The following is a 15,116-nucleotide window of genomic DNA, read 5'->3' as shown; positions in this document are numbered from 1 at the left end:
CAGGCGTCAACGGGTCGGCCGGGCGGCCCGGCCGGTCCCGGCGGTCCGGCGGACGGGCCGTCAGGCCGCCGTCTTCGGGGGAGCGGTCGACGTGAGCCCGGGAGGCGCCGCGTCCAGGGCGGAGCGGATCGCGTCGATCAGGGCCAGCGCCGACTCCTCGGTCAGCTCCACCGCCACCCGCGAGGACGGACCCTGCGACGGGTTGAGGAAGTCGATGTTGACGGTGTGCTCATAGGGAGCGTGCTGCGGGTGGTCGACGTAGACCATCGCCTCGGTCAGCGCGAAGTAGCCTCCCGCCCCCTTGCCGCTGCCGTCCAGCTTGAACTTCTCCGTGAGGTAGGTGCACATCAGAGGTGCTCCCCGTAGAAGCGCAGGATCTTCTGCCAGCCGTCGACCGCGGCCGCCGGGCGGTAGGTCGGCCGGTCCACGGCGAAGAAGGCGTGGCCCGCGTCGTCGTAGCGGTGGAACTCGTACGGCTTGCCCTGTGCCTTCAGCTCTTCCTCCAGCTCGTCGACGTGCTCGGGCGACGGGTACTGGTCGTCGTTGCCGAACAGGCCGAGCAGCGGGCCGCGGAGGTCCTTGACCCGGTCCTTCACCGGGGACACCTGGAGCGGGAAGCCCTCCGGCGGCGTGCCGGTGACGAACGCGCCGTAGCAGTCGACGCCGGCCTGCAGGTCGACGCTCGCGAGAGCCAGGAAGGACTGGCGGCCACCCGAGCAGTAACCGATCGAGCCGACCTTGCCGTTGGACGAGGGCAGGCCCCGCAGGTAGGCGGCGGCACCGGCGACGTCGCCGACGAGGCGCTCGTCCGGCACGCCACCGGCGGCGCGTGCCGCGGCGGCCGCGTCGTCGGGCTCCGCGCCGGGCGCCTCACGGCTGTACAGGTTGGGGCAGACGGCCGCGAAGCCCTCGGCCGCGAACCGCCTGACGATCTCCTTGCTGGGGGCGTCGTAGCCGGGCATGTGGTGGATCACCACGACACCGCCGAACGGTCCCGCGGCCATCGGGCGCGCGGAGTACGCCTCGATGGGGTCTCCGCCGTGACCGGTGATGGTGATGGTCTCGGCCAGCACTGCGTCGTACATCTGTGTCCCTTCAGTGCGGATTGCTGCTCGTACATTAGGCCTCCGTCCTGGGCGCCCCGGCACCGGCCCGCTTCCCCCGGAGCGGTCCGTTCCGATCTCGCCGGCCCGCGCTCCGAGGTGTCCGGGCGGACGGCGGTCGCGGCGGCGTGGCGGGGCGGGCCGGTGGCGTGGCGGTGCGAGGCGGTGGCGCCGTACAGGCAATTTCGGGCCAACGCCCCACAGTTGGTGAACCTGTGGTGTGATGCGCGTAGACAGAAGATGAACAGGACATGTCCATGAGACGGGAGTAGTACCTCCATGCGGAAGTTCCACCAGGTCGCCGCCACCCTCGCAGCCTGCGCACTGACCGGAGGCATCCTCTACGGGACCGGCGTCGCGGGCGCCGACACCGGACACCACGGGCACCCGGGTTCAGAGCCGGAGAACATCGGCCTGCTCACCGGTCAGATAGACGACTACTACGGCGCCACCCAGGCCGCCGACGGCACGTGGCAGGCGTCGCCGGACAGCCCGTACGCGCACGACCTCGCCCGCATCGAGGCAGGCGCCGAGCGTGACATCGCGCGGGAGACCGCCGGCCACCACGGTCCCGCCGCCCGGCACGGCAAGCCCGCCATCGTCCTGGACGTCGACGACACGGCGCTGCTCAGCTTCACCTACGAGCGAGAAACCAACTACGTGTACAACGACGCCACGTGGAACGCCTTCGTCTCCCAGGCCGACCGCCCGGCCGTCTACGGCATGCCCGGCCTCGTCTCGTACGCCAAGAAGCACGGCGTCACGGTCTTCTTCCTCACGGGACTCGCGGAGAACCTGCGCGAGCCCGCGGTGGACAACCTGCGGAAGGTTGGGTACCACACCGACCTGGACCAGGCCCACCTGTTCACGAAGGACAAGACCGACCCGCCCGCCTACCTCGCCGACTGCGCCACGGCGGCGGCCTGGAACTGCACGACGGTCCAGTTCAAGTCCGAGACGCGCGAGCACCTTGAGGCGAGCGGCTACGACATCATCGGCAACTTCGGTGACCAGCAGTCCGATCTGACGGGCGGCCACGCCGACCACACGTACAAACTGCCCAACCCCACCTACTTCGTGGAGTGACACGGCCGGTCAGCTGATCACTCAGGCCGCCGGAGAGCCGGTTCAGAGCTCGACGGCGGGCCGCTCCGTGCCGGGAGCCGGCGGCGCGCCCTGGCCGGCCGCCGTCGGCTCCGGCGCGCCCGCCGCGCCCCGCGGACCCGCGTCGCACGGCGCGGTGCCGACGGGGGCGGCGGCCCGCCGCCTTGCGCGCGGCACACTCGGCTCGGCGTGGTCGAAAGCGGCGCCGCCGGTCAGCATCATGGGTGCATTCCCTCTCCGTGTGCGTGCCGCCGCACTCGCGGCGGCAGCACCCGTCTACCCCTTCAGCGCCGTGTCACCGCGTACCTGCTGCCGGATCTCCTCGGCCGTGAGGTACGAGTCGGTGTACTCGAAGTCGCGCAGAGTCGCGCGCTTCTGGGCCTGGAAGCCCGTGCGGACGAAGTCGTCGCCCGCCACCGCGTTGAGCATCCAGTTGGTGAACACCCGCGTCTTGGCGACGTTCGTCCGCAGCGCGGACCAGTGGTAGCCGCGTGCCACCGCCTGCGCGGGCATGCCGCGCAGCTCGATACCGAGGGGCTTGGACACGGCGTCCCGGCCGCCCAGGTCCACCACGAGACCCAGGTCCTTGTGTTCGTAGGGGCGCAGCGGCTGGCGGCGCAGCGACGCGATGACGTTCGCGGCGACCCGCTTGCCCTGGCGCATCGCGTGCTGCGCGGTCGGCGGGCACACGGCGCCGTCACCGACCGCCAGGTCGGGTACGGCCGCGGCGTCGCCGAGGGCGAACACCCCGTCGACGCCCGGCACCGTCATCTCCGGCGTCACCACCAGGCGGCCCTTGAGGGTGTCCGCGTCGAGGGTCTGTACCAGCGGGCTCGCCGCGACCCCCGCCGTCCAGATGAGGGTCCTGCACGGGATCACCCGGCCGTCGGTGAAGGTGACCTCCTCGGGAGCGGCCTTGGCGACGGACACGCCGAGAGACACCTCGATGCCGCGGCCCCTGAGGATCTCCAGCGCGCTGTTGCCGAGCTTGTCGCCGAGCTCGGGCATCAGCTTCGGGGCGATGTCGATGAGGTGCCACTTGATGAGCCCCGGATCGAGCCGCGGGTAGCGCTTGGCCGCGTTGGTGGTCAGCCGCTGGAGGCACGCGGCCGTCTCGGTCCCCGCGTAGCCGCCGCCGACCACCACGAACTGGAGGCGCGAGACGCGCTCCGCCTCGTCCTGGCTCGCGTCCGCGAGGTCGAGCTGCGCGATGACGTGGTCACGGATGTACGCGGCCTCGGCGAGCGTCTTCATGCCGCGCGCGTTGTCCACCAGGCCCGGGATGTCGAACGTCCGCGTGATGCTGCCGGGGGTGAGGACGAGGTAGTCGTACGGCTCGTTGACGAACTCACCGGTGATCTTGCGTACGACGCAGACCTTGGCCTGATGGTCCACGCCGATCGCGCCGCCCGGGATGATCCGGGTGCGGTGCCTGCTGCTGCGCCGCAGCGAGAGCGCGACGGACTGCGGAGTGAGGACGCCCGAGGCCACCTGGGGGAGCAGCGGCAGGTACAGCTGGTACGAGAAGGGGGCGACGAGGGCGACATCGGCCTCGCCGGGGGCGAGGCCGCGTTCGAGACGGCGTACACACTCGACGCCGGCGAATCCGGCGCCCACCACGAGGATCTTCGGTCGTGCCACGGTGTCGGTCCCTTCTCGGTACTGCGCGGTCGTCCTTCGACTGCCCCCTAAACACGGTCCATCACCCCCATCTTCGCGAGCCCCGCGCGGCACCGCCACACAGTCTCCGGCCCGGGTCAGGCGCCGGTGACGGAGGTGAGATGGGCGAAGACGACCACATTGGCCGTGTAGCCCGACCTGCGGTCGAAGCGCCCGCCGCAGGTCAGCAGGCGCAGTTCGGGCCGGCCCGTGTTCCCGTACACCTTCTTGTCGGGGAACGAGCGGCGGCCGAAGGTGTGGAGCGAGTCGACGGTGAACACGGCGGTCCTGCGGTCCTCGCGCGTGACCTTGAGGACGTCACCCGGGTGGAGGGCGTCCAGGTTGAGGAACACGGCGGGCCCGGTCTTCGTATCGCGGTGGCCGACGATCACCGCCGTCCCCTGCTCGCCCGGGGAAGGCCCGCCGGCGTACCAGCCCACCAGGCGGGGCCTGCTCATGGGCGGGGTGCCGAGCTGACCGTGCCGGTCCAGCCCGAGCCGTACGACCTTCGCCTCCACCACCATCCGGGGGACCGCGAGCTTCACCGGCGGCGAGGCCGGCAGCGGCCGGTGGGACGCCACCGGGGCCGGCCCCCCCCCCCGGCCGGCCCCGTCCGAGGCCGCGACGGTGGCCGACCCGCCGTCCGGCGTGCCGCCGCCGCACCCGTGCACCACACCGAACAGCAGGGTTGCGGTGACGCTCAGGGTCAGGGTGAGACGGACGGCCCGGCTCGGGCCACGGCGGCGGCGACGGCGGTGCGGACGCGGCCGCGCGTGCGGAGACGGCCGCCCGTACGGTACCGGCCGCGGGTAGGGCTGCCCGTACGGGCGGGGACGGGGCCTCGGAGTGCTACGCGACGCCATGGACGCGACGGCGGACCCGGCGCACGAAGATCAGTCCCGCGGTCGCGATGGCGCCCGACACAAGGAGCGGTGCCGCGACGGACGAGCCGCCCTCGCCGCCGTCCCCACCCCCGACGGCGGGCGGCACCGCGCCGCCGCCCGCGTGCACGGGGCCACGCGGCTTCTGGTCGACACGGCCGCAGCTGACCTTGAACGTCTTGTGCTTCGGCGACCCGCCGGGGAAGGTCCAGGCGAGCGTGTACGTCCCGTTCGGCAGCGAGAGGGGCTGGGGTGTGACGCCGCTGCCCAGTGTGAGCGTCAGCTGGCCCGCGAGCGTGGGCTTGTTGGGCGCCTTGGGCAGGGGGGTGACGGTATAGGCGACAGCGGGGACCGTCTGGAAGTTCGTCGCGGCCAGGGTGAACGAGCAGACCTGCGGCGCGTCGACGGTGCTGGCCGCGGGGACACCGGCCGGGTGGACCTTCACGTCGCCCCTGTCGCCCGGCGCGGCGACCGCGGCGGGGGCGCACAGCAGAGTCGTGCCGGTGAGGGCGACCGCGGCCAGGGCCACCGGGCCTGTGCGGGTACGGCGGGGGCGGGGAGATGCCGAGAGAGGCATGCGAGGCTCCTTCAAGCCGTGTGATTGTCATATTGATCGGCCGAACGCCCCACTTGTTGTCATGGTTTCGAACCGAAGAGATTAAGAAACTCTGAGAAGCGGTGATTTATCACCCGGACAGCGCACGTGCGGGCGCCGCCCCGGGTTGCGACGCGGCTGTGACGGGCTTGCGGCGACGGGCGCCCGCTCGTTGCGTTGACCGGGCCGCCCGGCCCTCCGGCTGCGTTCGCTGCGAGGCCGATGCCCACCGGGCCGACTCCCGGGCCTGCCGCTCCCGAGGCGCACCGCCCCGGCTCCCTCCGTCCGGCGCCGCGCTCGCCGGGCCCGGCCCGCGCGGCGTACCGCGCCCCGCGGCGGCGCGGGCCACGATGAAGCCCGACACCCGCTCGCCGCACGGAAGAACGGCAGGGAGCCCTCCAGCATGACCGGCAGCCAGACCCCTCTCAAGGCCGAGGACCCGTCCGCGGGCCGCGGGCCGCGCTTCCGGGCGTGGCTCCTCGAAGGACTCAGCGAGAGCAGCGCGCGCCACCCCGGGCCGCACGCGACCCTGCCCGAGGAGCACGTCGGGCACAGCTGGTGGCGCGTCATGTGCCTGACCGGCGTGGACTACTTCTCCACCCTCGGCTACCAGCCCGGCATCGCCGCTCTTGCCGCCGGTCTGCTCTCCCCGCTCGCCACGCTCGTCCTGCTCGCGCTCACCCTGTTCGGCGCGCTGCCCGTCTACCGCCGTGTCGCCCACGAGAGCCCGCACGGGCAGGGCTCCATCGCCATGCTGGAGCGGCTGCTGCCGGGCTGGGCCGGCAAGCTCCTCGTCCTGGTACTCCTCGGCTTCGCCGCCACCGACTTCATGATCACCATCACGCTGTCGGCGGCCGACGCCTCCGCGCACGTCGCCGAGAACCCGTTCGCGCCGTCGTTGCTGCACGGCGCCGGCCTGTGGATCACGCTGGTTCTGCTCGCCGCGCTCGGCGGCGTCTTCCTCAAGGGATTCAAGGAAGCCATCGGCATCGCCGTCGTCCTCGTCGGCGTCTACCTCACCCTCAACCTCGTGGTGCTCGCCGATGCCGTGGCCCGGATCGCCGCCCATCCCGGCGACTTCCACGGCTGGTGGTCCGCCGCCAGGCGCGCGCACTCCTCGCCGCTCTCCATGGTCGGTGTCGCGCTGCTCGTCTTCCCCAAACTCGCCCTCGGCATGTCGGGGTTCGAGACCGGGGTCGCCGTCATGCCGCAGGTGCGCGGGGGCGCCTCCGACACGTACGAGCGGCCCGAAGGCCGCATCAGGGACACCCGCAAACTGCTGACGACCGCCGCCGTCACCATGTCCTGCTTCCTCCTCCTGTCCAGCGTCGCGACGACCCTGCTGATCCCGCAGTCCGCCTTCAAGGCGGGCGGCCCCGCCAACGGGCGCGCCCTCGCCTACCTCGCCCACGCCGACCTCGGGCAGGCCTTCGGGACCGTCTACGACGTGTCGACCATCGCCATCCTCTGGTTCGCCGGCGCTTCCGCGCTCGCCGGGCTGCTCAACCTCGTGCCGCGCTACCTGCCCCGGTACGGCATGGCACCCGAGTGGACCGCCGCGGTACGCCCCCTGGTGCTCACCTTCATGGCCATCGCCTTCGGCATCACCGCGTACTTCGACGCGAGCGTCGACGAGCAGAGCGGCGCGTACGCCACCGGCGTCCTGGTGCTGATGCTGTCCGCGTCCTTCGCCTCCACCGTCGCCGTGCACCGGCGCGGCCACCGCACCGCCACCGCCGGATTCGGCGTGATCACCGCGGTGTTCGTCTACACGGTCGTCGCCAACGTCATCGAACGGCCGGACGGCATCAAGATCGCGCTGCTCTTCATCGCGACCATCCTGGTCGGCTCCCTCGCCTCGCGCGTGCACCGTGCCTTCGAACTGCGCACCGCCGACGTGACGTTCGACGCGGAGGCCGACCGGCTGGTGGAACACGCGGCGGAATCGGGCCCCTTGCGGCTCGTCGCCAACGAGCCGCAAGAACACAGCTCCGCCGCATACCGCGCCAAGGAACGCGCCCAGCGCGCGGACACCCACATCCCCGGCGACAGCCCCGTCCTCTTCCTCGAGGTCTTCGTCCACGACTCGTCCGAGTTCCGTACGGACATCGCGGTGCACGGCGACACGAAGCACGGAGTCCACCGGCTGCGCGTCCAGGGCCCGACCGTCCCCAACACGGTCGCCGCCGTGCTGCTCGCGCTCCGGGACCGCACCGGCGAGGTACCGCACGTCTACTTCAACTGGACCGAGGGCGATCCGTTCGGCCACCTCGTGCGCTTCCTCGTCTTCGGTGACGGGGAGGTCGCACCGGTCGCCCGCGAGGTGCTGCGCCGCGCGGAACCCGACCCGGCACGCCGCCCCCGTGTCCACGTCGGCTGACCCGCCGCGTCAGCGTCAACGTCATCGTCCACAGCGAGGCCGGCTCCGACGCCCGCCGCTTCCCGCTGTCCTGGCGCCCGGCGGCCCCGCCCTCGTCACGCCTTTGACGCGCACCGCATGCGGTGCAGCAGCCCCGCGTCCGTGAAGCCGAGGGTCCGGTACATCCCGGCGGCGCCCGGCTCGGCGCCGAGGACCGCCGTACGCGCGCCCCGCTCGTACGCCCCCGCCAGCGCGGTCCGCGCCGCCTCCGTGCCGAACCCGCGGCCCCGCGCCTGCGGCACGGTCGCCACGTTGTACAGCCCCGCGACCCCGTCCCGCAGAAACACCGAAGCCACCGCGACCGGCCGGCCGTCGGCCCGCAGTACGACATGCCACAGAGGGCCGCCCGCCGTGTGGGGGAGCGACGCGAGGACCCGGTGGAAGAACCGCGCCGTCCCGCGCGAAGCCCCGTACGCCGCGCTGTGCACGGCCACGAAGTCCGCGAGAGCGCCGAGGCCTTCGACCGGCCGTGCGCGGGCGCCGGTCCTGGTACGCGGCACCTGCGCCTCCCCGGTCAGCCGCGCACGCATCATCTGGACCGGCGCGAGCGCGGTGAACCCGAGCGCCGCCAGCCGCTGCGGCAGATCGTGGGGGCGCGCCGAGGGGCCGATCCACCAGTCCTGCGCCCGGCCCGGCACCGCGGCCGACCTGCGGACGGCGAGGACCCGGTCCGCGAGCCCCTCCGGCGCGAAGTCCGGCGCGAAGACCGTGTTGAACGGGCGGGCGTCCGTGTCGGCGCTCAGCGCACCGCAGTCCGCCGCGAGATGGAGGCGCACCAGGGGCGAGGCGCCATGATGGCTCAGGTACGCGTACGGGTTGGCCTCGATCCGCACGTCAGCGCACCGCCACGAGCACACAGCTGCTGCCGACCTGCCACACGGAACCGGCCTGGGCGAAGCCCGCGGCGCGCAGCATCGCCGCGTGGCGGTTGAGTGTGAGCCCGTTGTTGCCGCCGTTGCCGCTGTCACTGTCGCTGCTGCTGCCATCTCCTTGGCTGCTGTCGCCGCCGCCCGTCGAGCCATGGCGGCGCCTGCGCTCGGCGAACAGGTCGGTCAGCTCCGGGTCCCGTTCCGCGGCCGCCCACCAGGACTCCCAGTCCTCGTGGGCGAACGCCCGCTGCCGCCGCGCCCGCCGGTGCCCCACGTGCACCGCGATGTCCGACGCGTCCTCGGGGAGCAGGTGGTCGGCGTTGACGAGGACGCCGCCCGGCCGCAGTATCCCGGCGAGCTGCTCGTACACCCGCTGGAGGCGGTGGTCGGGCAGGTAGTGCAGCGCCGTCGTGGACACCGCCGCGTCGAGCGGCCCGTCGAGGCCGAGGGACGCGGTCCAACCCCGCGCGCCGATCACCGCCTCCACGTACCGCACCGAGCCCGTGGGACCCGGGGTGCCGCCGCCGGCCCGGGCCAGCTCCAGCAGGACCGGGTCCATGTCGACGGCGACGATCCGGGCCCGGGGCAGCCGCCGGGCCAGCCGCACCGCGAGCGACCCCGGCCCGCAGCCCAGGTCGACGACCAGTGGGCGCGGCCGGCCCGCCGTCACATGTTCGACCACGTCGGCGATCACGGTGAACCGTTCCTCGCGGTCGATCGCGTACCGCTGCTGCTGCCGTTCCCAGCGCTCCACCCACCGCTGTGCCGTGGTCGTGCTCAGGCCCATCGTGATCGGTCACCTCCCCTTCTCGGTCCGCCTTTCGGCGAGGTGACAGAAATCTACACTCGAAAATGGTTTTCATCTGTATCGGCGGCCGTGGCCGAAGGACGCCCCGGCCCGATCACAGCGTGCCGAGAACCGCCAGCAGGCGGTCGATCTCCTCGGGCGTGTTGTACACATGCAGACTCACCCGAACCGATGAACGCGTCTCCCCGGCACTGGCCTGGCAGTGGCCGTCCGAGCGCACCATGAAGCCGTGGCTGTACAGGATGAACCCCAGGTCCGCCGCGTCGATCCGCTCGTGCCGCAGCGTCACCACGGCCCGCCGCCGCTGCACCCGCGAGTCCGCCGCGAGGCTGAGCCCGCAGCCGAGGACCTCGTACGGCCGCAGCCGGCTCAGCCCGTCCGTGAGCCGCGCCGCGAGGCCCACCGTCCACTCCTCTATCCGTCCGACGCCCGCCTCCTCCAGCCAGTCCAGCGCCGCCTCCAGGCTCGCGATGCCCACCGTGTTCGGCGTGCCCGCCCAGCCGCCCGGCTCGAAGGCCGGCCCGCGCAGCCCCCGCGACCACACCGCGCCCGTACCCGGCAGGGCCAGCGCCTTGTGTCCGGAGAAGACCACGAAGTCCACGTCGAGCGCGGCCAGATCGATCGGCACATGGCCCACGCTCTGCGCCGCGTCCAGGCAGATCACGGCGTCGGGCCCGACCGCCTGCCGGACCCGGTGCACGTTCATGTCGCCGCCGTAGACATGGTGGACGTGCGTGGCCGCGACGAACCGCGTCCGTGCGGTGACCTGCCGGGCCAGCTCGGCCGTGTCGTAGTCCCGCGAACCCTCCTGATACGGCATCTCCCGCACCGTGATCCGCACCCCGCGCCGCGCCAGCACCTCCCGCGCCTCCAGCCACGGCAGCGCGTTCGCCTGGTGGTCGCCGAAGGGGACCACGATCTCGTCGCCGTCCGCCAGCAGCCCCGGCAGCCAGTCGAGCGCCACCGCGCGCAGCCCCTCACTCGTCCCGCTCGTGAAGTCCACCCGGGACCGCTCGGGCGCCGGGTCGCCGAGGAACGCCTTCACCCGCCCGCGCACCCGCTCCACCATCGCCGTCGTCGCGTTCGCCCAGGGGTACGTGCCCCGGCCCGCGTTCGCGTTGGACTCCGTCAGATACCTCTGCGCGGCGTCGAGCACGGCGCGCGGCTTCTGCGACGTGGCGGCACTGTCCAGGTAGGCGAGGGAGGGGTGCTCCGTGATGATCGGAAACTGCGCCCGCAACGGCTCCTGCCAGGAACGCAGATGAACCGGGAAGGAGGCCATCTCCCGTCACTCCCTGACCAGTTCGCCGCCGCCGTCCCGCCAGGCGACGATCCCGCCCGCGAGGCTGCGGACGTCGGGATGGCCGAGCCGGGACAGCAGTGCCGCGTACCGCGCCGATCTCTCGCCCACCGGACAGGCCAGCAGCACCGGCCGGCTCCCGCTGAACGGCAGCCCGTCCCTGACCAGTTCCTCGAACAGCTCGTCCACGATGTTCACCGACCCTGCGATGTGCAGCGCCGCGTACGCGAACGGGCTGCGCAGGTCCACCACGAGCGGATTCGCCGCCGCGATCCACTCGCGCGCCCCGGCCACATCGATCGACGCCGCCTTCGCCACCTCGTCCTCGGACAGCGCCGCCACCGACGCGCCCCGGGTCTGCGCGCCGAACAGCTCGGGGCGCCGCTTGCGCACGTACCCCAGATAGCTCTCGATCCGGTCGCACACGATGAACACCGCCGACGCCCGCCGCCCGGACGCGGTCAACTCCTCGTCGTACGCGCGCAGGTGGCGCACCGCACCGAAGTACGCGGCACCACCGGTCGGCCCGGAGAGCACCCCGCACCTGCGGGCCAGCGTCAGCATCCCGTCGATGGCCTCACCGGAGGTGACCGCGTCGATCCGCCCGTACACCGCAGGGTCGAACAGGCCCACCTCCTGGACCTCGTCGATCGTACGGATGCCCGGCACGAAGTCCGACTTGTGCGCGACCAGTCCCACCACCTCCACGTCCGGGTTGTGCGCGCGCAGCACGCGTGCCACACCCGTCGACGAACCCGCCGTGCCGACGCACGCGACGAAGACGTCCGGTGCCCGCCCGTCCAGGTCGCGTACGATCTCCGGCCCCGTGCCCGCCGCGTGCGCGTCCGCGTTGCGCGCGTTGAAGTACTGATCGGTGTGGAGATAGGCGCTGCCCGGCTCGCTGAGCTGCTGGTGGAAGCGGGTCAGCGGGTCCTCGGTGTCGGTGGGGTCCAGACACTCGCTGCGTCCGGGCAACTCCTCGATCTCCGCGCCGAGCAACAGCAGCAGATCCTTGATCTCCGGCACCTTCATCCGGTTGGTCACGCTCTTGAAGCCGAGGCCGTGCATGCCCGCGATCAGGGCGAGGGCCTTGGCGGTGTTGCCGCTCGACAGCTCGACCACCTGGCTGCCGCGCGCGACGGCGTCCGGGAGCCCCGAGCGCACCATGTTCCACGCCGCCCGGTCCTTCACCGACCCGAACGGATTGAACAGTTCCAGCTTCGCGTACAGATCCACCGACGCGAGACCGTGGACGGCCGGGTCGATGCGCAGCAGGGGAGTGTCGCCGATGATGTCCGTGACGCTGTCGTACCTCATGCGCTCGCCTCTTCCTGCCGGTTGGTCCCGGCGTGGTGCGCCACCGCCTCCACCGCGAGTGGCCAGTACTGGGTGTCGAGGCACCACCGCCAGGCGCCGTCGCGCTCCCCGGCGGCGCGCGTCGCGGCCACCTTCCGGGCCCGGGGGCGGCGTTCGGCCTCATGGGCGCCGAAGTCCATGCAGTAGGCGGCGGTGTTCACGAAGCACAGCAGATCGCCCGGGTCCGGCAGACGGGGGAGGAAGACCTGACGCTTCGTCAGCAGATCGGACTCCAGGCAGAGGTTGCCGTACAGATGCACCGCGACCGGCCCCCCGGCACGCGGCTCCTCGGTGCCCCGGCCTCCGGCCCCCGGCCCGCTGTCTGGGCGCGGGCGCGGCACGATCAGCGGGTCGACCAGTATTCCGTGGTCCTCCAGCGGACAGTCCCCGGCGTTGAGATCGAGCCGTACGGACCAGAGGCCGGCGCCCCCCTCCGTGTCCCGCCGCGTCTCCAGCACGCGCGCCAGGGTCACACCGCACTGGTCCGCCAGCGCGCGGCCCGGCTCCACGCGGAGGTCGTAGAGGTTCTCCAGCAGCAGCGTGGCGAGCGGCCGGCCGAGTGACGGCGCGCGCATCGCCAGCAGCTCGTCCAGATACGCGGGCCCCGCCACCTCGCGGTACGCCGGGTACAGCCCGAGGCCCCCGGCCAGGGTGCCGCTCTCGTTGCGCAGCCCGTAGCCGTGGTTGCCCCAGGCCAGCGGCGGGCGCGTGGCCAGCACCGCGCGGATCAGCTCCGTCGTGTACGCCTCCCACTGCCCCGCCTCCGCGAGGTAGCTGACGCCGAAGCCGCCGCCGATGTCCACGACCCGTGGCCGCAGCCCCCGCGCGCGGCACGCGTCCATGGCCTTCACGCAGCCTTCGAGCGCCAGCGCCTTCTCGTCCAGGCTGACCGTGTCGAGGTGATACCCCACCCCCAGCAACTCGACGGCGTCGCCGCACCGCTCCACCGCGTCCAGCAGCCCCGGCAGGTCCGCGACCGGCGTACCGAACCTGCTGCGCCTGACGAGCCTGCGGACCCCGGCGGAGGGAAACCCCGACAGCCGCAGCAGCACCCGGACCGGGGCGAGCCCGTGATCGCGTACGAGCCCCGCCAGCGCTTCCAGCTCGCTCTGCCCGTCCACATGGAAGGTGACGCCGACACGTGCGCCGAGATAGCGGAAGGCGGGGTCCTTCGGTCCGGTCGCCGTGATGCGGTCCGGAGTGAACCCGCAGGCCAGGGCGTGTTGCAACTCCTCCAGGGAGGCGACGTCGACGGACGAGGGCGTCGCGGCGAGGCGCCGCAGGAGCGCGCTCGACGCGGACGCTTTGTGCGCGAAGAAGACACCTCCGCCGAGCCGGTGGCGACGCAGGACGGCCTCGAAACGCGCCGCGTTCTCCGCGATCTGGTCGGGTGTCACGACGTTGAGCGGTGTGCCCAGTCCGTCGGCGAGCGTGTGCAGGAACGCGGCCGCCTCTGTCAGCGACGCGGACAAAGGCGCGAGCGCCGGTCTTAGATAGAGCGGATTCGGCTGGTTAGGCGGGCCCCCCACAGCGTTCTGACCTCCTCGCCGAGCGGCTGGTCACCGCTCGTGATCGGTTGCGTGCCCGATGCAGCCTTTCCAGTCCGTCTCGCCTTCATGCAATGAAAACCGTAATCATTGGCTGAAGAGGAGCGGGCCCGGCGGCGCCCTCCCCGGGCCGCTGTGCCGGGCACCCATCCGGGGCTGGCATGATCGGGGGCATGGTGGAACGTGTGGTCGCCGCGTGCGACGGGGCATCCAAGGGCAATCCGGGGCCCGCGGCCTGGGGCTGGGTCGTCGGTGACACAGAGGGCAGGCCGGAGCGCTGGGAGGCGGGCCCGCTCGGTACGGCGACGAACAACGTGGCGGAACTGACCGCGCTGGAACAGCTGCTGACCGCTACCGACGCGGCCGTACCCCTGGAGGTCCGGATGGACTCCCAGTACGCGATGAAGGCCGTCACGGAATGGCTGCCGGGCTGGAAGCGCAAGGGCTGGAAGACCTCCACGGGCAAGCCCGTCGCCAACCAGGAACTGGTCCAGCGGATCGACGCGCTCCTGACCGGCCGCCCGGTCGAGTTCCGCTACGTGCCCGCGCACCAGGTCGGCGGGGACCCGCTCAACGACTTCGCCGACCGGGCCGCGAGCATGGTCGCCGTCGCCCAGGAGGCGGCGGGCAGCGCCTACGGCTCCGACGACCCGCCGCCGAGCGCGACGGGCGAGGGCTCCTCCGCCGCGGCCCGCGCCAAGCGGCCCTCCGCCGCCCCCCGCAAGCGGACGGGCGGAGCGGCCCGCACGCTCAAGGCCAAGTTCCCTGGCCGCTGCCGCTGCGGGCGCTCGTACGCGGCCGGCGAGGAGATCGCCAAGAACGACGACGGCTGGGGCCACCCGGCCTGCCGGGCCGCCTCGGTCTGAGCGAGGGAACCGGGGCGCGCGCCGGTGCCGGATGCGGCGCCGGCTGCACGAGATGGCCGTCCCGGGCGGTACGCTGCCCGGGACGCCGTCACGCCGAGGGCGGCTGGGGCGTGCCGCTGCCATACGGGCGGGTGATGATCTCCATGCCGTGGCCCGCCGGGTCCATGAAGTACACGCCGCTGCCGCCGTCGTTGTGATTGATCTCGCCCGGGCGCTTCTGGTGCGGATCGGCGTAGTACGTGATCCCCGCCTGCCGGATGCGGGCGAACGCCTCCTCGAACTCGGCGTCCGAGACGAGGAACGCGTAGTGCTGCACGGTGAGGGACTCGGCGGGGATCGTCGCGAAGTCCAGGGTGACGCCGTTGGCGAGCACGAGGGGGACGAACGGCCCCCACTGCTCACCGGCCGTCAGGCCGAGGATGTGCGCGAGGAAGTCCGCGGACTCCCGGTTGTCCTGTGCGTGGACGATGGTGTGGTTGAGTTCGACCGGCATGGGCCGCATGCCTCCGCTGGATACTCAGGGGTACCTCCGTGCCTCACCCGGACGGTGACCGGCACGCGATACCGCGCCCACGAGCCTAACGATCCGTGCCCCGCCCCGCACCCCCC

Annotated in this window: 15 protein-coding genes; 3 read left to right on the top strand and 12 right to left on the bottom strand. The window is 72.6% G+C overall.

Going from position 1 to position 15,116, the window contains the following annotated elements; all coding sequences use genetic code 11:
- Positions 1-60: 60 nt before the first annotated feature.
- A complete protein-coding gene (locus tag LCE31_RS09470; protein WP_225013651.1) occupies positions 61-348 on the bottom strand; it encodes a DUF6295 family protein in 288 nt (95 codons plus the stop codon).
- Positions 348-1,085: a dienelactone hydrolase family protein gene (locus LCE31_RS09465; RefSeq protein WP_225013650.1), complete on the bottom strand. Its 738-nt coding sequence runs from the start codon at positions 1,083-1,085 to the stop codon at positions 348-350. Before LCE31_RS09465 ends, LCE31_RS09470 begins: the two co-directional genes overlap by 1 nt.
- Before the next feature lie 297 nt (positions 1,086-1,382).
- On the opposite strand from LCE31_RS09465, the gene LCE31_RS09460 reads away from it, so the two are divergent.
- Positions 1,383-2,189: an HAD family acid phosphatase gene (locus LCE31_RS09460; protein ID WP_225013648.1), complete on the top strand. Its 807-nt coding sequence runs from the start codon at positions 1,383-1,385 to the stop codon at positions 2,187-2,189.
- Positions 2,190-2,231: 42 nt separating this feature from the next.
- On the opposite strand, the gene LCE31_RS09455 is transcribed toward LCE31_RS09460, so the two are convergent.
- The 4 genes from LCE31_RS09455 to LCE31_RS09440 form a co-directional block, all read right to left on the bottom strand.
- A complete protein-coding gene (locus LCE31_RS09455) occupies positions 2,232-2,429 on the bottom strand; it encodes a hypothetical protein (RefSeq protein WP_225013646.1) in 198 nt (65 codons plus the stop codon).
- Between the two features lie 54 nt (positions 2,430-2,483).
- A complete protein-coding gene (locus LCE31_RS09450; RefSeq protein WP_225013644.1) occupies positions 2,484-3,848 on the bottom strand; it encodes an NAD(P)/FAD-dependent oxidoreductase in 1,365 nt (454 codons plus the stop codon).
- Between the two features lie 116 nt (positions 3,849-3,964).
- Positions 3,965-4,576, bottom strand: a complete 612-nt coding sequence (locus tag LCE31_RS09445) for a class F sortase (protein WP_263631633.1) — start codon at positions 4,574-4,576, stop codon at positions 3,965-3,967.
- 139 nt (positions 4,577-4,715) lie between these two features.
- On the bottom strand, positions 4,716-5,324 hold the full coding sequence (locus LCE31_RS09440; RefSeq protein WP_225013640.1) for a hypothetical protein: 609 nt from the start codon (positions 5,322-5,324) through the stop codon (positions 4,716-4,718).
- A gap of 421 nt (positions 5,325-5,745) precedes the next feature.
- On the opposite strand from LCE31_RS09440, the gene LCE31_RS09435 reads away from it, so the two are divergent.
- Positions 5,746-7,722, top strand: a complete 1,977-nt coding sequence (locus LCE31_RS09435; RefSeq protein WP_225013638.1) for an APC family permease — start codon at positions 5,746-5,748, stop codon at positions 7,720-7,722.
- Between the two features lie 95 nt (positions 7,723-7,817).
- Here LCE31_RS09435 and LCE31_RS40810 read toward each other — a convergent pair whose 3' ends face one another.
- The 5 genes from LCE31_RS40810 to LCE31_RS09410 form a co-directional block, all read right to left on the bottom strand.
- A complete protein-coding gene (locus LCE31_RS40810) occupies positions 7,818-8,594 on the bottom strand; it encodes a GNAT family N-acetyltransferase (RefSeq protein WP_225013637.1) in 777 nt (258 codons plus the stop codon).
- A gap of 1 nt (position 8,595) precedes the next feature.
- Entirely contained in the window at positions 8,596-9,417 is an 822-nt protein-coding gene (locus LCE31_RS09425; protein ID WP_225013635.1) for a class I SAM-dependent methyltransferase, read from the bottom strand.
- A gap of 115 nt (positions 9,418-9,532) precedes the next feature.
- A complete protein-coding gene (locus LCE31_RS09420) occupies positions 9,533-10,720 on the bottom strand; it encodes an aminotransferase class V-fold PLP-dependent enzyme (protein ID WP_225013633.1) in 1,188 nt (395 codons plus the stop codon).
- 6 nt (positions 10,721-10,726) lie between these two features.
- Entirely contained in the window at positions 10,727-12,055 is a 1,329-nt protein-coding gene (locus LCE31_RS09415) for a pyridoxal-phosphate dependent enzyme (RefSeq protein WP_225013632.1), read from the bottom strand.
- Positions 12,052-13,566 (bottom strand): Y4yA family PLP-dependent enzyme, encoded by a 1,515-nt coding sequence (locus tag LCE31_RS09410; protein ID WP_225013630.1) that lies wholly within the window; start codon positions 13,564-13,566, stop codon positions 12,052-12,054. The genes LCE31_RS09415 and LCE31_RS09410 overlap by 4 nt, the downstream gene beginning before the upstream one ends.
- A 236-nt stretch (positions 13,567-13,802) precedes the next feature.
- Here LCE31_RS09410 and LCE31_RS09405 point away from each other — a divergent pair, with 236 nt between their 5' ends.
- A complete protein-coding gene (locus LCE31_RS09405; protein ID WP_225013629.1) occupies positions 13,803-14,507 on the top strand; it encodes a ribonuclease H family protein in 705 nt (234 codons plus the stop codon).
- 88 nt (positions 14,508-14,595) lie between these two features.
- Here the strand turns inward: LCE31_RS09405 and LCE31_RS09400 are convergent, their stop codons facing one another.
- Complete coding sequence (locus tag LCE31_RS09400; RefSeq protein WP_225013628.1) at positions 14,596-15,000, bottom strand: VOC family protein; 405 nt, start codon at positions 14,998-15,000, stop codon at positions 14,596-14,598.
- Between the last annotated feature and the right edge of the window lie 116 nt (positions 15,001-15,116).

This window comes from Streptomyces sp. 8L (genome assembly GCF_020176795.1).
In the GTDB taxonomy this organism is placed as follows: Bacteria; Actinomycetota; Actinomycetes; order Streptomycetales; family Streptomycetaceae; genus Streptomyces.
Note: the sequence above shows the minus strand (reverse complement) of the source record. Positions and strands in the feature narration are given on the sequence as shown.

Bases quoted from the DNA above. Each gene is read 5' to 3' on its own strand.
- LCE31_RS09455 (WP_225013646.1), bottom strand. From the start codon at position 2,429: ATGATGCTGACCGGCGGCGCCGCTTTCGACCACGCCGAGCCGAGTGTG.
- LCE31_RS09435 (WP_225013638.1), top strand. From the start codon at position 5,746: ATGACCGGCAGCCAGACCCCTCTCAAGGCCGAGGACCCGTCCGCGGGC.
- LCE31_RS09405 (WP_225013629.1), top strand. From the start codon at position 13,803: ATGATCGGGGGCATGGTGGAACGTGTGGTCGCCGCGTGCGACGGGGCA.
- LCE31_RS09465 (WP_225013650.1), bottom strand. From the start codon at position 1,085: ATGTACGACGCAGTGCTGGCCGAGACCATCACCATCACCGGTCACGGC.
- LCE31_RS09400 (WP_225013628.1), bottom strand. From the start codon at position 15,000: ATGCCGGTCGAACTCAACCACACCATCGTCCACGCACAGGACAACCGG.
- LCE31_RS09470 (WP_225013651.1), bottom strand. From the start codon at position 348: ATGTGCACCTACCTCACGGAGAAGTTCAAGCTGGACGGCAGCGGCAAG.
- LCE31_RS09440 (WP_225013640.1), bottom strand. From the start codon at position 5,324: ATGCCTCTCTCGGCATCTCCCCGCCCCCGCCGTACCCGCACAGGCCCG.
- LCE31_RS09460 (WP_225013648.1), top strand. From the start codon at position 1,383: ATGCGGAAGTTCCACCAGGTCGCCGCCACCCTCGCAGCCTGCGCACTG.
- LCE31_RS09420 (WP_225013633.1), bottom strand. From the start codon at position 10,720: ATGGCCTCCTTCCCGGTTCATCTGCGTTCCTGGCAGGAGCCGTTGCGG.
- LCE31_RS09415 (WP_225013632.1), bottom strand. From the start codon at position 12,055: ATGAGGTACGACAGCGTCACGGACATCATCGGCGACACTCCCCTGCTG.
- LCE31_RS09425 (WP_225013635.1), bottom strand. From the start codon at position 9,417: ATGGGCCTGAGCACGACCACGGCACAGCGGTGGGTGGAGCGCTGGGAA.